This is a genomic window from Microbulbifer pacificus, from assembly GCF_033723955.1.
Classification (GTDB): Bacteria; Pseudomonadota; Gammaproteobacteria; order Pseudomonadales; family Cellvibrionaceae; genus Microbulbifer; species Microbulbifer pacificus.
Genome location: NZ_CP137555.1, coordinates 2929956 through 2951959, shown reverse-complemented (window position 1 = coordinate 2951959; position 22004 = coordinate 2929956). Strand labels below are relative to the sequence as shown.

Annotated in this window: 19 protein-coding genes; 8 read left to right on the top strand and 11 right to left on the bottom strand. The window is 60.2% G+C overall.

The genetic code is table 11. The features are described from left to right. Positions 1–54 precede the first annotated feature (54 nt). The 5 genes from R5R33_RS12665 to R5R33_RS12645 all read right to left on the bottom strand — a co-directional run bounded on the left by R5R33_RS12665 (position 55) and on the right by R5R33_RS12645 (position 6159). The gene (locus R5R33_RS12665; protein WP_318953067.1) at positions 55–960 is read right to left on the bottom strand and encodes a tyrosine-protein phosphatase; all 906 of its coding nucleotides are present in this window, start codon (positions 958–960) and stop codon (positions 55–57) included. Positions 961–1036: 76 nt separating this feature from the next. Further along, a complete protein-coding gene (locus tag R5R33_RS12660) occupies positions 1037–3574 on the bottom strand; it encodes a TonB-dependent receptor (RefSeq protein ID WP_318953066.1) in 2538 nt (845 codons plus the stop codon). 180 nt (positions 3575–3754) lie between these two features. Beyond that, the gene (locus tag R5R33_RS12655; protein WP_318953065.1) at positions 3755–4810 is read right to left on the bottom strand and encodes a hypothetical protein; all 1056 of its coding nucleotides are present in this window, start codon (positions 4808–4810) and stop codon (positions 3755–3757) included. Beyond that, positions 4800–5663, bottom strand: coding sequence for a substrate-binding domain-containing protein (locus R5R33_RS12650; RefSeq protein WP_318953064.1), 864 nt, complete (start codon positions 5661–5663; stop codon positions 4800–4802). Before R5R33_RS12650 ends, R5R33_RS12655 begins: the two co-directional genes overlap by 11 nt. A 79-nt stretch (positions 5664–5742) precedes the next feature. Continuing rightward, on the bottom strand, positions 5743–6159 hold the full coding sequence (locus tag R5R33_RS12645; protein WP_318953063.1) for a CBS domain-containing protein: 417 nt from the start codon (positions 6157–6159) through the stop codon (positions 5743–5745). Between the two features lie 139 nt (positions 6160–6298). On the opposite strand from R5R33_RS12645, the gene R5R33_RS12640 reads away from it, so the two are divergent. From R5R33_RS12640 to R5R33_RS12620, 5 genes are all read left to right on the top strand, one after another. Continuing rightward, on the top strand, positions 6299–6736 hold the full coding sequence (locus R5R33_RS12640) for a host attachment protein (RefSeq protein ID WP_318953062.1): 438 nt from the start codon (positions 6299–6301) through the stop codon (positions 6734–6736). 131 nt (positions 6737–6867) lie between these two features. Further along, on the top strand, positions 6868–7821 hold the full coding sequence (corA, locus tag R5R33_RS12635) for a magnesium/cobalt transporter CorA (RefSeq protein ID WP_318953061.1): 954 nt from the start codon (positions 6868–6870) through the stop codon (positions 7819–7821). A gap of 120 nt (positions 7822–7941) precedes the next feature. Then, positions 7942–8589: a hypothetical protein gene (locus R5R33_RS12630; RefSeq protein WP_318953060.1), complete on the top strand. Its 648-nt coding sequence runs from the start codon at positions 7942–7944 to the stop codon at positions 8587–8589. Between the two features lie 311 nt (positions 8590–8900). Beyond that, positions 8901–9458 carry a cytochrome b gene (locus tag R5R33_RS12625; protein WP_318953059.1) on the top strand — a complete coding sequence of 186 codons (558 nt, stop codon included), beginning with the start codon at positions 8901–8903 and terminating at the stop codon, positions 9456–9458. 78 nt (positions 9459–9536) lie between these two features. Continuing rightward, positions 9537–10103, top strand: coding sequence for a YceI family protein (locus R5R33_RS12620; protein WP_318953058.1), 567 nt, complete (start codon positions 9537–9539; stop codon positions 10101–10103). 74 nt (positions 10104–10177) lie between these two features. On the opposite strand, the gene R5R33_RS12615 is transcribed toward R5R33_RS12620, so the two are convergent. From R5R33_RS12615 to ectA, 6 genes are all read right to left on the bottom strand, one after another. Then, positions 10178–11596: a sodium/proline symporter gene (locus R5R33_RS12615; RefSeq protein ID WP_318953057.1), complete on the bottom strand. Its 1419-nt coding sequence runs from the start codon at positions 11594–11596 to the stop codon at positions 10178–10180. 61 nt (positions 11597–11657) lie between these two features. Continuing rightward, the gene (locus tag R5R33_RS12610) at positions 11658–12680 is read right to left on the bottom strand and encodes a tetratricopeptide repeat protein (protein ID WP_318953056.1); all 1023 of its coding nucleotides are present in this window, start codon (positions 12678–12680) and stop codon (positions 11658–11660) included. Beyond that, positions 12668–14209 (bottom strand): aspartate kinase, encoded by a 1542-nt coding sequence (locus R5R33_RS12605; RefSeq protein ID WP_404810400.1) that lies wholly within the window; start codon positions 14207–14209, stop codon positions 12668–12670. Before R5R33_RS12605 ends, R5R33_RS12610 begins: the two co-directional genes overlap by 13 nt. A gap of 7 nt (positions 14210–14216) precedes the next feature. Beyond that, on the bottom strand, positions 14217–14621 hold the full coding sequence (locus R5R33_RS12600; protein ID WP_318953055.1) for an ectoine synthase: 405 nt from the start codon (positions 14619–14621) through the stop codon (positions 14217–14219). Positions 14622–14677: 56 nt separating this feature from the next. Then, positions 14678–16006, bottom strand: a complete 1329-nt coding sequence (gene ectB / locus R5R33_RS12595) for a diaminobutyrate--2-oxoglutarate transaminase (protein ID WP_318953054.1) — start codon at positions 16004–16006, stop codon at positions 14678–14680. Positions 16007–16070: 64 nt separating this feature from the next. After that, positions 16071–16655 (bottom strand): diaminobutyrate acetyltransferase, encoded by a 585-nt coding sequence (gene ectA / locus R5R33_RS12590; protein ID WP_318953053.1) that lies wholly within the window; start codon positions 16653–16655, stop codon positions 16071–16073. A gap of 497 nt (positions 16656–17152) precedes the next feature. Here ectA and R5R33_RS12585 point away from each other — a divergent pair, with 497 nt between their 5' ends. From R5R33_RS12585 to R5R33_RS12575, 3 genes are all read left to right on the top strand, one after another. Then, positions 17153–17686: a MarR family winged helix-turn-helix transcriptional regulator gene (locus R5R33_RS12585; protein WP_318955732.1), complete on the top strand. Its 534-nt coding sequence runs from the start codon at positions 17153–17155 to the stop codon at positions 17684–17686. Positions 17687–18188: 502 nt separating this feature from the next. Continuing rightward, entirely contained in the window at positions 18189–19190 is a 1002-nt protein-coding gene (locus tag R5R33_RS12580; protein ID WP_318953052.1) for an FHA domain-containing protein, read from the top strand. A 101-nt stretch (positions 19191–19291) separates the two neighbouring features. Then, the gene (locus tag R5R33_RS12575; RefSeq protein ID WP_318953051.1) at positions 19292–21946 is read left to right on the top strand and encodes a protein kinase domain-containing protein; all 2655 of its coding nucleotides are present in this window, start codon (positions 19292–19294) and stop codon (positions 21944–21946) included. The last annotated feature ends 58 nt before the right edge of the window (positions 21947–22004 follow it).

The window sequence follows — 22004 nt, the reverse complement described above, 5'->3', positions numbered from 1 at the left end:
AAAAAAAAGGCCCGCGTATTTACGCGGGCCTGGTGATAATTCCAATTACTGAAATTACTGGAGGTAGCGGGCTTTCAGCAGCGCGAGTTCCTGCGCATCCACATCCAGAGCATGCTCGATGTAACCTTCCACAGATCCGTGCTCTCGCTCCATTTCCGCGAAGGCGCTCTCCAGCCAGGAAAGTTCTACACCGGACATAGCGCCGCGAATGTCTTCCGGCAGCTGGGCGAAGAACGCGTACATGCGTTTTTCCTGCTCGCTCGCATCTTCCGGCAGCTCCATCATCTTGACGCCGGCCAGGGTCTTGTTGGACAGCATGTAGTCCTGCTTCACGGTCTCGCGATCCACACCCAGCGCGGTCAGGATCAGCGCAGCGCCGATACCGGTACGGTCTTTGCCCGCGGTGCAGTGGAACAGCAGGGCGTCATCGCTATCGATCAGCTTCTGGAACATGGCGCGGTAGGCCGGGGTCTGCTGCTTGACCAGGTCGGTATAACCCTTGTCCATCAGTTCCACGAGATCCTGCTTGGTAAAACCGGGCTTGGCGAAAACCTTCGCAAAATCCTGTTCCCAGTTCATTTCGTAGTCCCACTCGAGGGTGATGGCACTGCTGCCGCGCCAGTTGTCCGGCTCCTGGGTGCGCTCCTTGGTTGAGCGGAAATCAACAATGGTGGCGATGTTGCGATCACGCAGGTAGTCGTAATCGTTCGCGGTCAGGTTGGTCAGGATACCGGAGCGGTACACCTTGCCCCACTTTACGGTTTTGCCGTCGGTGGTTTCATAGCCACCGAGATCGCGGAAGTTGCGTCCGCCTTCCAGCGGCAGAACACGCAGTTGTTCGACTTCCGCCTGTACCGCAGCGCTCTGCGCCTTGTCCGCTACCGGTGCAGTTGCCGTGCACGCACCCAGGGCAACGGCCACCGCGGCGGCCAGAATTCCATTCATGAATTTGTTTTGCATAAATCACCTATCGAATTTTTATGTGACGGGCGGCCAGTACTTGACTGGCCGCCTGGATTTGACTTGATGTCGATTATCAGAAGTTCACGCGGAAGCCGGCGAGGTAACGGCGACCGTAGCTTTCCACCTGGTTCGGAGTGCTCTCGTCACCGGTGTAACGCACGTCCTGCTCGTCGGTCAGGTTGTTGGCGTTGGCATAGAGGGTGACGTCCGCACCGAATACCGACATCGGCAGGTCGTAGCTCACGGACAGATCCACACGCTTCTGCTCGGCCCAGTAATCGGTCATGCCGACGTTCTCGGTGGTAGACAGCCAGGCGTCGCGGAACTGGTGGTTCAGACGGATGGAGAAGCCTTCCATCTCGTAGAACACCGAGGCATTGAAGATGGTGTCGGAAGTACCCGGCAGGCTGTGGCGAGTGCCTTCTGCGGTTTCAAATTCGCTGTCCAGCAGGGTCAGGTTGGCGCTGACACCGAAGCCTTCCAGTACCGGCAGGAAGTCTGCAGCCTGGGCGATGGCATTGAACTCGGCACCGCTCATTTTGCCGTTGCTGCCGTTTACGTATTGGGTGTAAACCCAGTAGTCGGCGCCTACTTCTGGCATGTAGGCATCACCGGCGATTACATCGCTCTGCGCGTAAATCACATTGTCGATGCTGCGAGAGAACAGGCCGGCGCTCAGCAGGCTGGCGTCGCCCGCGTACCATTCGAGGGAGAGATCCGCACCGACAGATTCCTCGGCTTTCAGCGCCGGGTTACCCGCAGTTACACTGCTCTGGATGAAATCCACCATGTCGTCGCCGCGCCACTCGGAGTAGGTCGGGCGGCTTACACCGGTGGAGACAGACATACGCAGTTTCACGTCGTCCGCGAGATCCACATTCAGGTGGGCGCTCGGCAGTACGTTGGTGAAGCTGTCTTCGAAGTTGCCGGTGGGGCCTTCGCTCAGATAATCGGTGTTTTCCACACGCGCACCCAGCACCAGGTTACCCCAGTCGTAGTGGGTGGTAACCATGGCGTAACCCGCAGTGATGTCTTCTTCCAGGCGGATCGCCTGGGAGTCGTTCGGGGTAACTTTCAGGCCATCGACCGCGGCATCCCAGGCTGCACGCAGCCCCTTGTTGTCGTAGTAGGTCGCGCCGGCAATACCGTTGCTGAACTGGCTATCCCAGGTTTCGCTGGTAGCGTAGTCGGCGATGTTCACTTCAGACGGGAACAGGCCATAAGACAGCACCATGCCGAAGCCGTCGGCCTCGCGGGAGTCCAGTTCGATACCGGTTTTTACCACCGCGTCGTGACCAAACATCTGCAGTTCACGCTCTGCGTCCAGCTTGAACTTGGTTGCATCGATGGTCATTTCGGAGCCGATCAGCATGCCCAGGTCAACCGCGTAGTTGACGCCGTTGACGTCGATCGGGGACTGGGTGCGCGGGTCGAACAGGCCGGTTACTGCCGGATCGTACAGGTCGCTGACATCGAAGCTCGCCATTACGAAACCGCCGGCGCTGCGCGGCAGCGGCAGGAACATGTTGTTTTCGGTTTCGGTGAAATTGACGCGGGATTCAATCTGCCATTCGCCAACGGCGAAATCTGCACCCAGGGTATTGGTGAAGGTGGAGTTTTCGTACAGGCCGTACTCCAGAGCACGCCCTACCAGCGCGAACTGGTTTTCACCCACGGCGCCGGTGGCCTGGGGAGCACCCACGGCCTCTGCACCACCGGCAAAGTCGAACACAAACTGGTTGCGCTCTTCGAAGTCCTGGAACTCGTTGTACAGGGTGGAAACAAACACACGCTCCAGCGCGCCGTCACCACGGAACTCGAAGCGGCCACCGTAGGCGCGGTCTTCGCGGGTAACCTTGTAGCTGCGGAAGTCCAGCTCATTTACCAGCAGCTCGCCGGTCTCATCGCGCTCGATATCGTACTCGCGGTTGTCGGTGGTCTGCTCGCGGCTGTTCTCGGAAGTAAACAGGGAGAAGCCGAAGTTGTCGTTGGACCAGGAAGTACGCAGGGCTACCTTGGAGATATCGCCGTCGCCCAGCTCCTGGTTACCCATGCCCACGTCAGTGGAGAAAGCCCAGCCGTCTTTCACGAACGGGTCAAAGGTAGAGATGTTGATGTAACCCGCAACCGCGTCACCGGGCATATCCGCCATGATCGCCTTGTTGGCGTCGATGCGGCTGGTGATTACGGAGGGAAAGCTGTCAAAGCGCGGCACGCGGCCGTTCTCGGCACCCGGGATGCTCAGGCCGTCGATGGCCAGCGACGTGTAGCGGAAAGGCGCACCGCGGAAGTTGATGTAGCGCGCCTGGCCCTGGTCGCGCTCGATGGCGAGGCCCGGTACGCGGCCGAGGGAGTCCGCGAGGTTCTGGTCGGGGAAGCGGCCGATGGTGTCCGCAGAGATTACGTCGACGGTGTTGTCAGCGTCGCGCTTGGCATCGATCGCGGCCTTCTGGCTGTCGCGGATCGGAGAGGCCAGAACGGTTACTTCTTCCAGGGCAGTGGCGTCGACGGCCTGTTGCGCCAGAGCCGGTGCAGCAGCGCCACACACAGACAGTGAAACCAGCAGAGCCAGTTTATTGCGGGGCCATTCATTTTTACATTTGCTGATCATTGTTCTGCTCCAAATATGGGCTGGGTTTTCTTTTTTGCCCGGTCACTGGGCTAGTCAGAATCTGGTCCGGGGTTGTCCCTGACCGCTTGGCGCAGATGATCGAAAGTGGGAGTGACAATTGGGTTACAGCGATGTTTTTTTGTCGAAAGAGATATCTCTAAAACAAAAAAACGCTAAAAATCATATGGTTACAAAGATTGCCTGGGCGGGAGCAATAGCCAGGCGGTAGCGATAGCGACCGCTCTTCATATCCCGCTCGGACTCAAACAGGTAGGCTGCGGCAAGGTCTTCACCCAGAGCAGAAATCAGTTCGTCGCGGATCTTGTTACGGTTCTGGTCGAGGGTCTTTGCGCGCAGGCCGTTGTCCCGCAAATCGTTGATGGATTTAGCATGCCCGCCGTGTTCAGACATCAATTCGATTAAAGAATCGGCCCCTTCCCGGTCCGGTCGATTGACCGGTGGATTGAGCAGCCAGCCATCGCCCTGTTGCCGCAGGCGGGCATACCAGAGGTAATAAAAAAACGGGGTCTTCGCCAGCTTCACCAGGATGCCGTGCACCCGCACCTGCTGTGAGGCGCAATCAAATTCCAGCTGGTGATCCATGGCCGCCGCGGCAAGTGCCTGGTCGGTGTCGCCACCGTTGCACTGCAGCGCGCGGTCGAACCACAGTAACTGGTCATCGGTTAGGGTTTCGGAAACGCTGCGCGCCTGCAGCGGGGACAGCCCCCGCTCGGTGAGCTGTGCAATGCGCCCACGCTGCGCGCGGGAAAGTGGTCGCGGCAGCAGTGCTATCGCGACGATTAACAGCAGGGCCAGCAGCGACTGGCTCGCGGCCAGCAGTGGCCAGTTGTACTGGCAATCCAGCGCCAGCCATGTGCTGCGAGGTTCACTGCCCATATGCCACAGCACCCGGATATCCCCCCACGCCGCGGCACCGCCATCGTCAACCAGTTGCGTTACCCGGGCGGCACAGTGGCGGACCAGCGGCAAGCCGCTGGCAGGAGTGAGCGATTGCAAATCCTGATCGAGTCGATGCGCCACCCACTGGGATAGATCGTCGTCACTCAGCCTCGCCTGCAGGGCGAGCGCGAGCTTTTCCGGCAGGCTCTGATTAAGTTGGGCTGACAGATCCCGCGCAAGACTGCGCTCAGCCTGCCACGCGGCGAGCGCACAGAAACCTATGCTGAGCAGCACCCACAGCAGCACGTGGTAGCGATGGATTCGATTAAGGAACACAGTGCTCAGCTCCCTCAAAGGCGCGCTGCCCCTGCAGGTACTCATTGGCAAAGCCGTCGAAGGCCGCCGCCAGTGCGCAATCGATCCCCACCGCGCGCTTGCGGCGCACGAACAGGGTGGCGGCATTGGCCTCACTGGAAATGAGGGTGCGTGACAGCGGGATATCCAGATCCTGCTGCACATAGTCACCGCCGCTCACCAGGTCCAGCTCATCCCGGGCGAAGGCCTGGTATAGGCTCACCGCATCATCGAAGTAGACCAGGTTTTCCGCACTGAACTCGATGCCGGCTTCCTTCAGCGACGCCAGTGGCAATAAATAGAGGGTGTGACTGAGCTTGTCATTGAGTAGACCGATACGCTTGCCGTGAAAATATTCCGCGGTCAATTCGGGCGCGCCACCGCGGCTGAACCAGTACACGCGGTAATGGTCGTAACGCATCAACGGCTCGTAGTAGTCGCCATATTCGGGCACCAGCCCCGCCATGGTGTGGCCGCGACTCCAGATAAGGTCGTAGGTCTCGCTCAGTATTTCTTCCGCCCCCAGGCGCCCGCGGGGCTTCCACGAGACCTGTACTGCGCCGTAGTGCCGGCGTATTGCCGGAGCCGCGCACAGGCGGTCGGCAATTTCCCGCGCGTGAGACGAGGAAACCAGCAGCGTCGAAAACACATCGCCATCCGCGGAGCCAGTACCAGCTTCCGCGCGGGTTTCACACCGATAGAGGTGATAATCCCCAAGCTCCGGCGCCGCCACCCGCTGGCTCGAAATCCACAGGCACAGTGCCACGCCCGCGGCCAGTAGCAGCCCCAGCGCGGTCCAGTGTACGTTGCGGTTTGCGAGAAATAGCGGAGTCATCGGGAGCGTGTATAACCGTCATTGAACGCCAGTCTATGTACGTTTCATGACAAACCGATGACCCCGCTACGACACAGGATCAGTGATGCGCGGACACCGCCGCGGCGTAGCGCTGGCAGGACTCATCATTAACCGCGTGGGCAACATCACCCATGCTCAACATACCCACCATTCTGTGCGCGCCGTCGATCACCGGCAGCCGCCGTATATGCTTCTGCTCCATGTGATCGATGGCCTCCTGCATGTTGTCATCGGCGTAGCAGTACTCGATGCCCTCGGTCATTACATCCCCGGCGGTCATCTCGCGCATGTCCCCGCCCTCGGCTAGCCCGCGGCAGACAATATCGCGGTCGGTAACCATGCCAACCAGGCGGTCATTCTCACCGACAGGGATGGCGCCCACATCGTGATCCCTGAGCATTTGCGCCACTTTCCACAGCGGGGTATCCGGCGTGCACCAGGTGACACCCCGGTGCATGGCTTGTTCGACTTTCACGGCACACCTCCTCTCCCATCGGAATGTATAGCGATTTCCAGAAATGATAGTGAGAGCAGCCCGCATCACGACTACGAACCCGACCACCAACGGCCTACCATTTGGAGGTAAGACTCAGCAAAAACAGAGGTATACGGCCATGTCAAAAGCCTGGGTTCTGGTAGCCAACCATACTCATGCCCGCGTATTCGAAGCGGAAAAACGTGCGGGTTCTCTCCAAGAAGTAGAATCTCTGGTTTACCCCGAGGGGCGTATGAAGGGGCACGAACTGATCAGTGATGCCCCGGGGCGCGCCTTCGACAGCAATGGTCAGGGTCGTCACGGCATGGCGAAGCCCACGGATCTGCGCAAGGAAGGCGCGCGCAAGTTCGCCCGCGATATCGCCCACACCCTGGAGCGCGGGCGTCAGGAAGGTCGCTTTGACCGCCTGTACATCGTCGCCGAGCCCTCCATGGCCGGCAGCCTGCGTTCTTCCATGAGCACCCCTTGCCTGGCCACCATCGCCGGCGAGTCGCGCAAAAACCTCACCACTTGTGACAGCGAGGAAATCCGCGCACATCTGCCCACGTGGCTTTAAGTCCCCGCGCCCATCGCCACCTGCAGCGCCTGCGGGTGGCGATAATTGATTTGTTGCCGATGGCCTGACACCATGCCCCACACTCCCCGGGGCCCGGCCCCGGCGCAAACCTGACGACCAAGGAAGCGGTAATGCTGAGACTGTTTGAAACCCGGCGCGGCAAGATCAAAGAAACCTATGCGGGCAGCGATTACCACAGCCAGCCCCTGGCCGATGCGGCCTGGATCGACCTGCAGGACCCGGAAGACGACGAGCGCGACCTGCTGGAGCAGCTGCTGCGTACCGAGCTGCCGGAATCCGAGGATGTGGACGAGATCGAATCCTCCGCGCGCTACTTCGTGGATACCGCCGGCATCCACGTACACTCCCTGTACCTGACCCAGAGCGAAGGCCGCCACGACACCGCTACCGTGGCTTTTATCCTGCAGCCCCAGCGCCTGATCACGGTGCGCGAAGCCGACCTCGCGGATTTCCGCCTGCTGCGCATGCGCGCGCGCCGCAATCAGGTGGAAGCTCACAATGCACAGGAACTGCTGATTCTGTTGTTTGAACAGAAAGTGGAAAACCTCGCCGACGCGCTGGAAGACAACTACCTGAAACTCGGCGAGGTCAGCCACCTGGTACTGGAAGAGGAAGAGGCAGACCTGGAAGACGCCATCGACCACCTCGCCAAGCTCGAGGACTCTAACGGTAAAATCCGCCTGTGCCTGATGGATACCCAGCGCTCCATCGCCTTCCTGCAGCGCCACCTGAAAGACGACCCGGAACTGCGCGAGGACTGCTGGGGCATCCTGCGCGACATCGACACACTGATGTCCCACACCACCTTCCTGTTCGAGAAGATCAACTTCCTGATGGACTCCACCCAGGGCTTCATCAATATCGAGCAGAACAAGATCATCAAGATCTTCTCCATCGCCGCGGTGGTTTTCCTGCCGCCGACCATGGTCGCGAGTATCTACGGCATGAACTTCGAGCATATGCCTGAGCTGCAGTGGCTTCTTGGCTACCCCTGGGCACTTTTACTGATGCTCATGGCAGGCATGGCACCCTACCTGTATTTCAAAAAGAAGGGCTGGTTGTAACCGCCCAATTCACCGCCAACTGCTAACCTTAATGGGTGGCAGAAATCGCAGGGAAGCGGGGCGATCATGGCAACGGTGAGCGGTAAACGTGCGGGGACACCAAGCGACAGACCATTCCACATGCGCCGCTGGCTCAGTATCCAGCAGGCGGTGGATCACCTGAGCGCCCTGTCGGAAGAACCGCTGACCAGCGACGACCTCGCCCGCCTCGCCGAAGACCACCAGCTGGATCTTTACTGGTACCGCCCCGGACAGCAGCTCCGGTACCTGGACCAGCCAGAAAAGCCCAACGTCGTCCTCAAGCACCCTATGCGCTTAAGCCCCACACACAACAGCGACTGGCGTGCAATCGTCGGCATCCTGCGCCAGCGCCCCGCGCTGCCGGCAGAAGAAAACGATACCCCCACCCTCCAGGATACCGACGGCAACCGCCTGCGCATCACCTTCGATTTCCGTAACCGCCCCGAGCCCTTCAGCAGCCGCTGGTATCCCAATTACGGCGAACTTGTGGTGCGGCGCCGGGACCTGGACCGGTTGGAAAATGAATTGTTCTCCGCTGAAGATGAACAACCACTGGCACCGGACCTGCTGCTGGACGTGATCTGGCAACTGGAACAGATGGCGATGGAAAACGGCCGCGGCGACCGCGCGCCGGTACACGACCTGGACTGGCTCACCCATCAGCTGAGTGACCGCTCACACCTCGACCCAATACTGCTGGGCAAAATACTGCACGCCGCGGAGCGCCAGCACAGCACGCACCTCTGACACCCCCAGCGCAACTCCGCGTTGTGATCTTTCCTATCCCACCATAGACAGCCCCATTCGTGGTCAAAAAGCGGCCACACCAGGCACCTGTGCGAATTTTTCGAAAAATAGTTCCAGCTTTTTGCGCTATTCCGGCGCCATAGAATTTTTATAATGCGAGCCATTCATGTAACTAAAAATCGTAGCGAGCGGGTGGCTGACGGTGGTCGCCGGAGCGGAAGAAGCGGAGTGTATAGGTCATACATGAGCATTCTGAGCACCGCCGGACGCCGTCAGGCGCACGCGCAGTAGATTTGGCAACGGAGTCAGACGTGCAGACCCGCAATAGTAGATCCCACTACGGCTGGGTGGCCGTCGCTTTTCACTGGCTGATGGCGCCGGCCATCATCGGCATGTTTGCGCTGGGCTGGTGGATGCGCGGGCTCGGCTACTACGACCCGTGGTATCGGCAGGGGCCGGATATCCACAAGTCCGTGGGTATTCTGCTGTTGATCCTGCTGGTTGCGCGTTTGCTGTGGCGCTGGGCCAATGTGAGCCCGGCGCCGGAGCCGGCGCCGCGCTGGCAGCAGCGCGCTGCGGGCGCTGCGCACTGGATCATCTATACCCTGTTGCTGGCCATTTCCGTCTCCGGCTACCTGATCAGCACCGCCGATGGGCGCGCGATCGAAGTGTTCAACTGGTTCCCGGTACCGGCGACGTTGCACGGACTGGAAAATCAGGAAGATATCGCCGGGGCGATCCACAAGTATCTGGCGTGGACCCTGATGGGGCTGGTGTTGTTGCACGGCGTTGCGGCGTTCAAACACCATTTTGTCAATAAAGACGGAACTCTCAGGAAAATGCTTGGGCTGGCACCGCGAAAAGGCTAAAACCACTCAATTGATTTTTCTCAATGAAAAGATTGATCAGTTCTAATTAACTCGAATCCAATCAAAGGAAACCGCACCATGAAAAAACTTGCTGTTCTGTTGTTTGCTGCCCTGGTAGGCACCACTGCCCAGGCTGCCGTTTACAAAGTTGATACCAAGGGCGCACACGCGTTTGTCCAGTTCCGCATCAAGCACCTGGGTTACAGCTGGCTGTACGGCCGCTTCGACAAGTTCGATGGCAGCTTTTCCTATGACGAAGCCAAGCCGGAAGCCTCCTCCATTGAAATGACTGTGGATACCACCAGCCTGAACAGCAACCACGCAGAGCGCGACAAGCACCTGCGCGGCAAGGACTTCCTGAACGTGGACAAGTTCCCCACCGCCACCTTCAAGAGCTCCAGTTTTGAACCCAAAGGTGATGGCAAGGCGCTGCTGAAAGGCGAACTGACCCTGAACGGCGTGACCAAGCCGATCGCCATTGACGTGGCCGAAATCGGCGGCGGCAAGGATCCCTGGGGCGGCTACCGCCAGGGCTTCACCGGCAAGACCGAGTTCAAACTGAAAGACTTCGGCATCGATTACGACCTGGGCCCGGCTTCCCAGACTGTTGAGCTGATTCTGGATGTGGAAGGCGTTCGCCAGTAACCTTTTGGTAAATACCGATTTCCGTCTCACAGGATGGACGAGAAACCCGGCCTCAGTGCCGGGTTTCTTGTTTTTCAGGCGTTTACCGCACGACCTACAGGCTCCCTTTCCAAAACTCGACCAACCACAAATACCAGCAGCCCCATCAAGATCCCCGGCATCCCTTCATAGACATGCGCGTGCCAGCCAACCCAGCGCCACACCAGCGCGGTCACTAATCCCAGCACACTCATCACAACCGCTAACCGCTGCGAAGGCTTTCCGCCCGCCGCCAGCACCATCAGCAACGGCGCAAACGCCGAAGCCAGCGCCGACCAGCTCATCACCACCAGGCTGAACACACTCTGCTTGTTCAACAGCGCCCAGCCCACCGCCGCCGAAGTTATCCCCAGGGTGGCCAGTTTCAGCATGCGCGTGTTTTCCGTGCGCTGCGGCAGCAAATCGTGGGTCAGTGCCGCCGAGCAGCTCAGCACCAGGGAATCCGCCGTCGACATGGTCGCGGCAAAAATGCCCGCGAGCACCAGCCCCACCAGCACCGGCGGCAACAGCTCCATCGCCATCATCGGCAGCGCCAGCTCCGCATCAAATGCGCCCGCGTCACTCAGCAGAATGCGCGACAGCATCCCCACCCCCGTCGCCATAAAATAGAACACCGTAAACCACAGGTAGTACCAGCAGCGCGCGTGCAGCATGCGGCGGGAGTCGTTCAGGGCCATAAAGCGCACCATCACATGGGGCTGGCCCACCACCGAAATGCCCGCGAACAGCCAACTCAGCGCAAACAGGATGCCGCCCGCCAACCCGGGCAGTAACAGATCCTGTGGATACCAGTTGAGGAATCCCTCAACCCGCCCCATCGCCTGCCAGGCCGATGCGACACCGCCGACCGATTGCGTGGCCACAAACAGCAACAACCCCATCGCCACCACCATCACCAGCGACTGCGCCGCGTCGGTCCAGATCGACGCGCGGATGCCGCCGGCGAGGCAGTAGGCCGCGACGATCACACCGCCGATAACCGCTCCGCTCCAGATCGGCAGTTCCAGCACCACATACAGCGCCTTGCTGCCCGCCACCAGCTGCGCGCTGGCGTAGGCGAGCAGGAACAACAGCGAGAGCACACCGGCGAGTTTCTGCCACACCCCGAAGCGTGTGCCCTGCCAGCAGGCAAGTACGCCGGCGTAGCTGGATTCGCCACTGCGCCTGGCGGCCTCGCGCAGGTTTTTATGTATCCACAGGGAGCCGAGAAAATCCCCCAGAATCCATCCCAGCATCAGCCAGATGGAGGCGAGGCCGGTGGCGTAGGTGTAGCCGATAACACCGATAAACATGTAGCCGCTGTTGTTGGTGGCCACCGCAGACAACCCCACCAGCATCGGCGACACGTCCTGGCTGGCGAGGTAGTAATCTTTTTTGGTGCCGCGGCTTTTGCGGTAGGAGCTGATGCCGACGGCGGCAAACAGGCTGAGAAAAAACAGGAAACTGAGCAACATGACTGGCCCCCGGACTATTGGCGTTTAATCGTTATATTTTTTGAATGACGGCAATGTGCCGTTAATCGGCATCTTTCGGTTTGGGTTTTTCCGGCTGGATGCCCATCAGCTGGGCGAATTCCTTGCGGGTGTAGAGCGCATTGAACGCGGGATCTTCCAGCGCCTCGTCGCGATAGGCCGGTGAAATGGCGAGCGCCTCTTTCAGGTAGTTGATCGACTCTTCCCACTGCTCCAGATAGGCGTAGGCACAGGCCAGCTGGTAATAGGCGTTGCCGTTTTCGCCGTCGATCTGCAGCGCCTGCAGGCACAGGTTGATGGCCCACTGCGGCTCGTCCAATTCCAGTACCGCGTCCGCCTTGTAGGTCAGCGCCTCACCGTCTTCCTGGCGCAGGTTCAGAATCTGGTCGTACACTGCGATTTTTCCGGTGGGCGTCTGCTCGCGCCCGGCGCGCAGCCACAGGGAGTGAATTTCCCGGGTCAGCTCGATTTCGTCGCGGTTGTTCTCGATATGCTGGGTTTTTTCCGACAGCTGCTCCTCGATACTGCGCAGGCGCGCCTCGTACTGTTCCACCAGCTTGGAAATTTCCTGGTTGGCGAGGGTGTGCACCTTTTCCTTCACGTCGCGAATCGAGGTCCAGCCCATGATCACCAGCAGGGAGCTGAAGCCGGCTATCAGGTAAAAGAAATAGGTGATGGTGTCGGTGGCGTAGGTGATGGCCTTGTCGGCGGCGCTCAACTGGCGGTCGACGATATTTTCCGTCAGCGATACCTTCTGCGCGGCCATATCGATGCGCAGCTGCTTCAGCTCGTCGAGCACATAGCGCTCGATAAATGCGGAATACAGCGGCTTGTCCAGGTTATCCACAGCCTCGGCAACCTTGTCCAGTTCCTGCTGTTTCTGCTGGTTTTGCGCTTTTTCCTCGCTGGTCACCTTGGGTGGTGATGGAACTTCGGTCTGGTCTTTGACCTGGTCCTGGGCGGCGCCAGGCAGCGCGAGCAACAGCAGTAGCGAGGCCACAACGCAAACTGCCGCCAGCATAGCCGGCGGCAGTAATGAAAGCCTGTTGGGTATCAGGCGGCGCATATGGCGTCGCCGTGCTCGTGCACTTCCACCAGCGCGGCATGCAGACTTTTGACGGCGCTTTCGTAGTCGCACTCATCAATGACGAACTGCATATCCACCTGACGCATGCACTGGTGCACGGCGAGGATGCTGATACCGGAAGCCGCCAGCGCACAGACCGCGCGCGACAACATGCCGGAAACCTGCATATCGCTGCCTATCGCGGAAACCACCGCCACCTTGCGCACCTGGATATCGCAATCCGGAAAGCGCTCGTTGATCGCGCTCTTGATCCGCTTGACGGTCTTGAGCGTGCTGGCGAGGTAGTGGGTGATGGTGTTGGCGTTGATGTCCTTCGTCACCACCGCGCCCTTGAAGCGCGCGATGGTGTCGTTGATCGCCCGGTCGTAACTGGTCATGCTGCCCATCATGTCCTGATCGAAACATTCAACAGCATAGATGTTTTTACGCCCCGCAATGATCTCCACCCGCGGTGTGTCGCTTACATAGTCGCCGGTTACCAGGGTGCCGCGGTGTTCCGGTTCGAAGGTGTTCATCACCCGCAGCGGAATGGCATTCTGGCGCAGGCCCTTTGCCGCGCGCGGGTGAATGGCTTCCATACCCAGATTGGCGAGCTGGTCCGCCACATCGTAATTGGTGCGGCCGATGGGCACCGCCTGCGCCTCACCCACAAGGCGCGGATCGGCACTGCTCAGGTGATACTCCTTGTGGATGATCGCCTCGCTGGCACCGGTCAGCACCGCGATACGACTGAAGGTCATCTCGCTGTAACCGCGCGCAAAGGTTTTCATCAGGCCGTCGGCGGTGTGCGCGTAGCCGGTGGCGATGGGCAGCTCACTGGCAAAATCCACATCCGCAAACGCCTGCTGGATCCGGTCATCCAGGGTTTTGTGTTCGCCATCGCGCCAGCCAGTGAGATCGACGAAACGCGCGTTGACCCCTTCCTGCCGCAACAGCTGCACGGTGTTCCAGGCGCTGTGGACCTCGCCGAGACTGGCGAGCATTTCGCTCACCACATCGAGATGCCCTTCCAGCGCAAAGTGGCCGTGCTGGCACACGCGCTCGAGATCCGCGAGGCAGCCCGCGGCGTCGTCCAGGCGCTCGCCGATAAACGCGTTGGCCTTGGCGAGGGTGACATCGTCCGCGAATAGCGACGCGTTGATCTCTTCCATGCGCTGACGCACGCCCGCCATGGCGTCCGACCACTCGCGCTCGTCATCGGCACCAGCGAACAGCGCAAACACGCCCGGGCGCCCGGATTTTTTGTGCTCCAGCAGCATGTCGGTCATGCCGCCGTAGGCGGAGACCACAAAAACCCGCCGGTACAGGCCTTCGCCTTTGGCCCTGCCGTTTTTGAAAACAATGTTGTCGCGTACCGCGCGGTAGTCACTCATGGACGTACCGCCGATCTTTTCTACCGTATGCGTCTTCATGAAGTCCCTGCGTTGACCATCTTCGAATTTCGGTTTCGCCGTCGCGGCGAAATAGTCCCGGCTAGTGCCCCAGAATTCCGCCGCCGCACTGAACATGGCCACGTTATTTTTCGTCCCGTACCTCTTCCGCATCCAGCTCGTAGGCGCCTTCCGCGTTGTGTACTTCCTTGCCGTGCAGCGGCGGGTTGAACACACAGGCCATTTTCATTTCGGTCTTGCCCTTGAGTACGTGCTTGTCGTTCTGGTCGAGCAGGTAGATGGTGCCCGGGGAAATTTCATGCACCACGCCATCGGCTTCGGCCATTACCGAGCCCTCACCGGAAATGCAGTACACCGCTTCCAGGTGGTTCTGGTAGTGCAGGTGCAGCTCGGCACCGGCGTAAATGGTGGTGATATGGAAGGAGAAGCCCATGTTGTCGTTTTTCAGCGCCAGGCGGGTGCTCTCCCAGCCCTCGGAGACGATACGGCGTTCGGATTGTTCGGCTTCCTGCAGTCTTCTTACGATCATTACTTAACTCTTTGCGTTACTGGTTGCGTTGTATTTGCTGGTGCGCGGCGCCTGGATCAGGCGGCACCGGCGAGCACACTGGTCGGCTCTGGTTCGCTGCTGGCGAAGAAATCGTGTTCCTCTGGAACTTCTTCGCCCTTCAACACCTTGGCCACCGCGGCCTCGACGATATCCAGCGCCTTTTTCAGGTTGTCGTCGCTGATGGTCAGCGGGCACAGGGTTTTCACCACATGGTCGTCGGCGCCGCTGGTTTCGATGACGAGACCGTTGCGGAAGGCCTCGCTGGTGATCTTGTCCGCCAGCTCGCCGCTCACGCAGTTGAGGCCGCGGAACATGCCGCGCCCGCGGGTGGTCATGTTGCCGTCGCCGTACTTCTCGACGATGCGCTGCAGGCGCTGCTCAATGTAGTCACCCTTGCGCAGCACTTCTTTGGAGAACTTGTCGTCGCTCCAGTAGTGGTCGATCGCCGCGGTGGCGGTAACGAAGGCCAGGTTGTTGCCGCGGAAGGTGCCGTTGTGCTCGCCCGGCTTCCACTGGTCCAGCTCTGGCTTCATCAGCACCACCGCGAACGGCAGGCCGTAACCACTGAGGGATTTCGACAGGGTGACGATGTCTGGCTGGATGCCCGCTTCCTCAAAACTGAAGTAGCTGCCGGTGCGGCCACAGCCCGCCTGGATGTCGTCGACGATCAGCAACACGTCGTGTTTTTTGCACACGTCCTGCAGGTTGCGCAGCCACTCCACGCTGGCGGCGTTGATACCGCCCTCGCCCTGCACGGTTTCCACCAGCACCGCGGCGGGGTGGTCGATACCACTGGAGGAATCGCTCAGCACCTTGTCGAGGTAGGCAGTGGTGTCGATGTCATCCCCCAGGTAACCCTCGTAGGGCATGCGCGACACACCGCTCATGCTCACGCCGGAGGCGCCGCGATGGTGGGAATTGCCGGTGGCCGCCAGCGCACCCAGGCTGCAGCCGTGGAATCCGTTGGTGAAGGAAATGATGTTTTCGCGGCCCTTGTATTTGCGCGCGATCTTCAGCGCCGCTTCCACCGCGTTGGTGCCGGTGGGGCCGGTGAACTGCATAACGTAGCTCATGCCGCGCGGCTGCAGGATTTTTTCGTAAAAGGTTTCCAGGAACTCGCGCTTGGCCTTGGTGTGCAGGTCCAGGCCATGGGTAATGCCGTCCTGCTGGATGTAGTCCAGCAGCGCCTGCTTGAACACCGGGTTGTTGTGGCCGTAGTTCAGGGTGCCGGCACCGGCGAGGAAATCCAGGTACTGGTTGCCCTCCTCGTCGTACAGGTATTCGCCCTGAGCCTTGTTAAAAACCCGCGGGAAAGCGCGGGCGTAGCTCATTACTTCAGATTCGATCTCATCAAAAACTTTCATGTCGACAACCCCTAAGTGGTGATTGAGTTAAATGCGTAAAAATTAGAAAAGGTGGAAACGCGTATCAGCGCGCGGTAAACGGCCCGATGCGCAGCAGCATTTCGCTGTCGTGCTGGCCGTTGAAGTGGCGCTCGCGATCGAACAGCACCGAATCCGCACACTTCGCATCGAGCCTACGCGCGAGGCTGCGAAACAGCGCCCAGGAGGCGTCGTTGTCCGGGGTGATGGTGGTTTCGAGGTGGCGAACCTGCGTGCACGCCGGGCGCGCAAGAATTTCGCGCAGCATGCGCCCGGCGAGCCCCAGTCCGCGGCCCTGCTCGGCCACCGCCACCTGCCAGATGAACAGCGTGTCGGGGCGCTCGGGGATGAGGTAGCCGGAGATGAAACCCACCAGCTCGCCATCCAGCTCCGCGGCCACACTGGTGGCGGAAAAGTGGCTGGCCTGCAGTAGGTTGCAATAGAGGGAGTTGGTATCCAGCGGTGGGCAATTGCCGATCAGCCGGTGCACGGCGGCACCATCCTCGCTGAACGGGCGGCGCAGCAGAATCCGGGAAGCCTCACGCTCTAACCCCAGGGGCTTTACCTGCCGCGCCTCGTTTACTTTGTCGTCAAATGAATCGTCTTCTTTTAGCTCACTGCTGGCACTCAAACCAATACCTTTAGTCATCAAAATGTTAAATCAGGGGCAAATTTCAGAAACAACCGCCAAAAAATTGCTCAACCCGCAAAAGAGATCGAACAAAAGCCAATTTGTGATTAAAATTTGACCTGACCCACCAAAAATTATTTACTGATCTAAATATTTGAATTCATAGTACTCTAAACATTCAGGAGGGTTCAAGGCCAAGACTCATGCAACATGATCAAAATACGATCAACCACAAAGCATCCGGCGGCGCACGAAACCACCGCAAGACCAGCAACCACGGGGGCTCACGCACCATCGGCGGGCAGCCGGCACCAATATCGGGCGCTGGGAAAAAAGAGACGCCGGAGTCCACCGGAGGTGACTTTCGCGCCCCGGCGACGGCGGAAGATCGCCGGAACCCGGGTATCGGATTTGACAAAAGCGGCGCAGAACCTAAAGTCGGGCGCGGGCACATCTACCACCGCGCCTGCCACCGTGAAATCGAGACCCTGCTGCTGATGGACAAGATCGAAGAAGTACTCATTACCCTGCGCCGCCTGATCCGCGCCACCGACCTGCACTCCCGGCAGCTGGTAAAAACCGCCGGCCTTACCGCGCCGCAGCTGTTATTGATGCAGGCGATTCGCGAGCACGGCCAGGTGACCATCGGCGCGCTGGCGAAGGAGATCAGCCTCAGCCAAGCCACCGTCACCACCATTCTCGACCGCCTGGAAAAACGCGGCCTGGTGTACCGGGAGCGCTCCGAGGAAGACAAGCGCAAGGTGCACGCCTACCTGACCGAAAAAGGTATGGAGAACATCCGCGACGCCCCCACCCCACTGCAGGATCACTTCGTCAAACAGTTCCGCGACCTGCGTGAGTGGGAGCAGTCCATGATCATTTCGTCGCTGCAGCGGGTGGCACTGATGATGGATGCCGAACATATCGACGCGTCGCCGGTACTCGACGTGGGTGACCTCGACCGCAAGGACGGACGCAAACTGCCGGAAGAAGACGACGCGGACGAACAGGAAAACCGCGACGACCACTGATACCGATCGCCGCCGGTGCATGTTGATTTTCGTGCCGACCGACAATTGTCAAAAACGGACAGGCACGCCCGTACATACTTCGTATCAATTCGCATCCAGTGATTGCATTCGGCTCGCAGTCCGGTATAAATGGTCCGGCAACACTACAGTGGACGCTCGCCTATTGGTTAGCGAACACTGACTCAAGACAGCGGTGCAAAGCTCTGTCGCGGCAATAAAAATGAGAGGTGGCGCGCTTTACCGTGTAGGGTAAATGCTGTAGCTGCTCCAAACCGCGACTGCGCCCCGGCGAAAAATAAATCGGTTGGTGAGTGTCCGTATTAAAACGGGCTCCGGCCACCTATTAAGGCTCGACTCCTGGCCACTTTCCGTGCACACGGCTGTATGCGGAGAGAACCACTCTCCGGCCGCCCTGTCTTGATAATTCCTGCATTTACCTCCGTTTCACGGCACTGCGCCGCGCGGGATTTAACGATGCAGTTTTTTGGGGAAGGGACTGAACATGGCCAGCTTGCAACATCCCGACCGGGATCAACCCGTTTTCCTGATGGCGCACCACACTATTGGCCGCCGTCAGGGGGTTGCCGATACGCGCATCACCCTGCCGGAAATTTCCGGCATCCACGCCGCCATTCAATGGACTGGCAGCCACTGGATCATTCGCGACCTGAGCCGCAACGGCACCTGGGTGAATGGCCAGCAGCTTATTCCCGCAAAAAACCAGCCACTGCAGATCGGCGACAAGATCACCTTCGGCCGTTCCACCAATTCCGTTTGGAAGGTGGAGAACCTGGACCCGCCGGAAAACCTGCTGATCGATATCCACAGCGGCGAAGCCACCGCGCTCGAGTCCTACCACCTGTTGCCGGATGAGCACGACCCCATTGCCAGCCTGCACTTCAACCCGGTCAACGGGGTGTGGATCTACGAGTTGCTCGACGGCTCGGAAAACAGCAGCACCGCCAAGCTGGTGCGACACGGCAACCGCATCGACTGCGCGCGCCACAGCTGGGAACTGTTCCTCGGCAACAGCCAGAACACCACCACCGAGCTCTCGTTCCAGAATCTGTGTGTGTCGGATTTTCGCCTGCGCTTTTCCGTCAGCCACCACGAAGAACATATCCAACTGCAGCTGGCGCGCGACGACACGCGCCTCGACCTGCCGGCACGCACCCACAACTACCTGCTGCTGTACCTGGCGCGGGCGCGCATCCGCGACATCCAGCGCGGCATCGACCACGCCGACCAGGGCTGGGTATCCGCCGACCTCGCCACCCGCGAGCTGGGCATTACCGTCAATCACCTGAACACCCAGATCTTCCGCGCGCGCAAGCAGATTGCCGACAGCCTGCCGGACGCCATCGACACCTCGCACCTGGTAGAACGCCGCTCCTACGAGATGCGCCTCGGCTGTTACCTGCTGGATATTTTCAAGGGCTCGCAAAAAGAAGAGCTGGAAGCCAGCACCGGGGAATATGCAATTGCGGAAGTGGAGACCATTTAACCGGCAACGCATTCAGCCAGTAAAAACCGACTCTGCAGGGACGGACTTTGATCCAAGGACGGCAGTTTACCAGTAAGAAAAAAAATTACCGCAGTCACAACATGCAATCAGAGCAGTTACCTTTTTACATCGGCCGCTACCGCGCCACCGCCCGCCTTGGCTCCGGCGGTATGGGCGTGGTGTACCTCGCCACCGACGAGCGCCTGAACCGTCAGGTCGCCATCAAGAAACTGCTCCACAATCCCAACAGCAGCAACGCCGGCGAGCGCATCCGCCGCGAGGCCCTGCTGCTGGCGCAGCTCAACCACAACAATATCGTGCAGCTCTACGATGTGGTGGAGGACGAAAACGGCATCGCGCTGGTGATGGAATACGTCGACGGCTGCAGCCTCGACCGCTGGCAGAAAGAGCGCAGCCCCGACCTCGCACAGAAGCTGCAACTGCTGAAGCAGATCTGCGCCGGTCTCACCCGCGCCCACAGTGCCGGCATCATCCACCGCGACCTCAAGGCCGAGAACATCCTGGTGGACAGCAGCGGTACCATCAAGATCACCGATTTCGGCATCGCCAAGCACTGGCAGGAAGACAGCGACCTCACCCGCGAGCAACACGTCGCCGGCAGCTGGGGCGCCATGTCGCCGGAGCAGGCCCAGGGCAAGCCCCTGGATAACCGCAGCGACCTGTTCGCCCTCGGGGTGCTGGCCTACCGCCTGCTGTGCGGGCAGAACCCGTTTGGCGACAACAACAGCCCCTACGTCATTGCCGATCGCATCGTCAAAAGCCCGCACCCGCCGGCGGCCAAGTTCGCACCGGAACTGCCGCAGGCGCTGTGTGCGCTGCTGGATCGCCTGCTGGCAAAAACCCCACAGCAGCGCCCGCTGAATGCCGCCGCCGTCGCCACCGAACTGGAAGCCGTACTGCTGCAGATCCGGGGCAGCGGCAGCAGTTTTACCCGCACCCACAGCGTCACCGCCACGGTAACCGCGGAGAGTTATTACCAGTACCACCACAGCGGCCGCACCTGGCTGCACCGCGCCGCCATCGCCCTGCTGGCCATCGGCACCGCGGGCGCGGGGACCTGGCTTGCGCTGAGCGAATTCGCCACCCCGCCGCTGCCGGAATCGAGCAAATACATCGCGGTGCTGGAGCCGCAGCCGCTGGAAATTTCCGACGACTCCGCCTTTGTGCGCACCCAGCGCCTGCTGGTAAGCAACGTGCAGAGTGCTCTGAAACAGGGGCTCAGCGGGCGCCAGGGATTGAAACTGGTGTCGTTTTCCGAATCGCGCCGCCTGCGCGGCCAGCCACTGGCGGCGCAGGCCAAATCCCTGAATGCCGACCTGTTGCTGATCCCCGCCATCGACTGCGACGCGCGCAGCTGCGAACTGTCGCTGGAACTGCTCGACAGCGACACCCTCACCGTGGTCAACAGCCGCAGCACCCGCCTGGTGGTGGAGGAAGGCCTGGAGAGCCGCGCGCGCACCCAGCACCAGCTGGACGACCTGCTGGCGGAGTTCCCCGCCCGCAACCGTGAAAGCAGCGCGCGCATCAGCGCCGAGGATTACCTGACCTATCTGGAAATCCACGAGCGCCGCCAGGATTACCTGCACCTCGGTGAACTGCTGGATCGGCTGGACACCCTGCAGGATCGCGCGGTGCTGTTCGCACCGCTGTACGAGCTCTACGGTGAAATGGTGATGGACCAGGAGTTCAACACCCGCGCCGCTGAGGCGGACACGCGCCTCGCCAAGCTGCTGGAGCGCGCACCCGCCAGCCTCGCCGACACCCCGGAAATCCTGATCAACCAGCTGCGCCTGGCCACCCTGCGCAACGAGCCAGGCCAGGCGGAAGCGCTGCTGGCACGACTCAAACTCACCCTGCCGGACAAGGCCAGCTATCACCAGCTGAGGGCCTTTTACCACCACCACCGCGGCGAATACGACAAGGCCCTCGCACATATCGACAGCGCCCTGGCGCTGCGCACCAGCTACGCCTACCTGGACCAGAAGGCGCTTACCCTGACCCTGAGCGGCGACATGCAGGCGGCGAATAAAGTGCTGCGGCAGGCGATTGCCCTCAATAGCGAATCCATCGACGCCATCTCCCTGCTCGCCGGCAACATGCTCGACAGCGGCAACGCTGCGGAAACCATCCGCCTGCTGAGCGAGGCCGGCCTCGAGCGCATCGGCCCGATGGATACCTACAACCTGTGTCTCGCCTACTTCATCGAGCAGCAGTATGCGGAATCCCAGACCTGCTTCGCACGGGTCTCCAGCCTCGCCCCCAAGGACGCCGACCCGCTGCTGTACCGCGCGGAAATCGCGCGCGAGCTGAACCAGCCCGAGCAGGCGCTGGAACTGGCGCACACCGCCCTTGAGCTGACCGCAGAGCGCAGCGACTGGGAGGGGCTGTTGATGCAGGCGCGCGCCTACGCGGAACTGGGCGAGGCGGAAAAAGCGGTGGAAAACCTGCTCAGGATCCGCCGCGACGCACCGGATGACCTCTACGTAAATTACGCCCGCGCCCAGGTGTACATCACCACCGGCGACCTGCTCTCCGCCAAGGTGCATATTCGCAAGACCCTGGAACAGGGCATCTCCCCCATCTGGTATTGCACCGCGCGCTTTGTCAAAATCTGCGGCATCCCCGCATTTGACGACCTGCGACAGCAATATCCGGGTCTGTGTAACGGGGGCAATAACAACAATGCGGGCAAATCCCAGGTTGCCAGCAACAGCGAGACGGGCGCGAAGCTGTAAGCCGATTGATTCGAGCGCGCCTCGCTGCGACAAATAACCAGAACAAGAACACACGCAG

Bases quoted from the DNA above. Each gene is read 5' to 3' on its own strand.
- R5R33_RS12575 (WP_318953051.1), top strand. From the start codon at position 19,292: ATGCAATCAGAGCAGTTACCTTTTTACATCGGCCGCTACCGCGCCACC.
- R5R33_RS12620 (WP_318953058.1), top strand. From the start codon at position 9,537: ATGAAAAAACTTGCTGTTCTGTTGTTTGCTGCCCTGGTAGGCACCACT.
- R5R33_RS12580 (WP_318953052.1), top strand. From the start codon at position 18,189: ATGGCCAGCTTGCAACATCCCGACCGGGATCAACCCGTTTTCCTGATG.
- R5R33_RS12600 (WP_318953055.1), bottom strand. From the start codon at position 14,621: ATGATCGTAAGAAGACTGCAGGAAGCCGAACAATCCGAACGCCGTATC.
- ectB (WP_318953054.1), bottom strand. From the start codon at position 16,006: ATGAAAGTTTTTGATGAGATCGAATCTGAAGTAATGAGCTACGCCCGC.
- R5R33_RS12615 (WP_318953057.1), bottom strand. From the start codon at position 11,596: ATGTTGCTCAGTTTCCTGTTTTTTCTCAGCCTGTTTGCCGCCGTCGGC.
- R5R33_RS12605 (WP_404810400.1), bottom strand. From the start codon at position 14,209: ATGTTCAGTGCGGCGGCGGAATTCTGGGGCACTAGCCGGGACTATTTC.
- R5R33_RS12585 (WP_318955732.1), top strand. From the start codon at position 17,153: ATGGACAAGATCGAAGAAGTACTCATTACCCTGCGCCGCCTGATCCGC.
- R5R33_RS12640 (WP_318953062.1), top strand. From the start codon at position 6,299: ATGTCAAAAGCCTGGGTTCTGGTAGCCAACCATACTCATGCCCGCGTA.
- R5R33_RS12610 (WP_318953056.1), bottom strand. From the start codon at position 12,680: ATGCGCCGCCTGATACCCAACAGGCTTTCATTACTGCCGCCGGCTATG.
- R5R33_RS12630 (WP_318953060.1), top strand. From the start codon at position 7,942: ATGCGCCGCTGGCTCAGTATCCAGCAGGCGGTGGATCACCTGAGCGCC.
- corA (WP_318953061.1), top strand. From the start codon at position 6,868: ATGCTGAGACTGTTTGAAACCCGGCGCGGCAAGATCAAAGAAACCTAT.
- R5R33_RS12660 (WP_318953066.1), bottom strand. From the start codon at position 3,574: ATGATCAGCAAATGTAAAAATGAATGGCCCCGCAATAAACTGGCTCTG.
- R5R33_RS12650 (WP_318953064.1), bottom strand. From the start codon at position 5,663: ATGACTCCGCTATTTCTCGCAAACCGCAACGTACACTGGACCGCGCTG.
- R5R33_RS12665 (WP_318953067.1), bottom strand. From the start codon at position 960: ATGCAAAACAAATTCATGAATGGAATTCTGGCCGCCGCGGTGGCCGTT.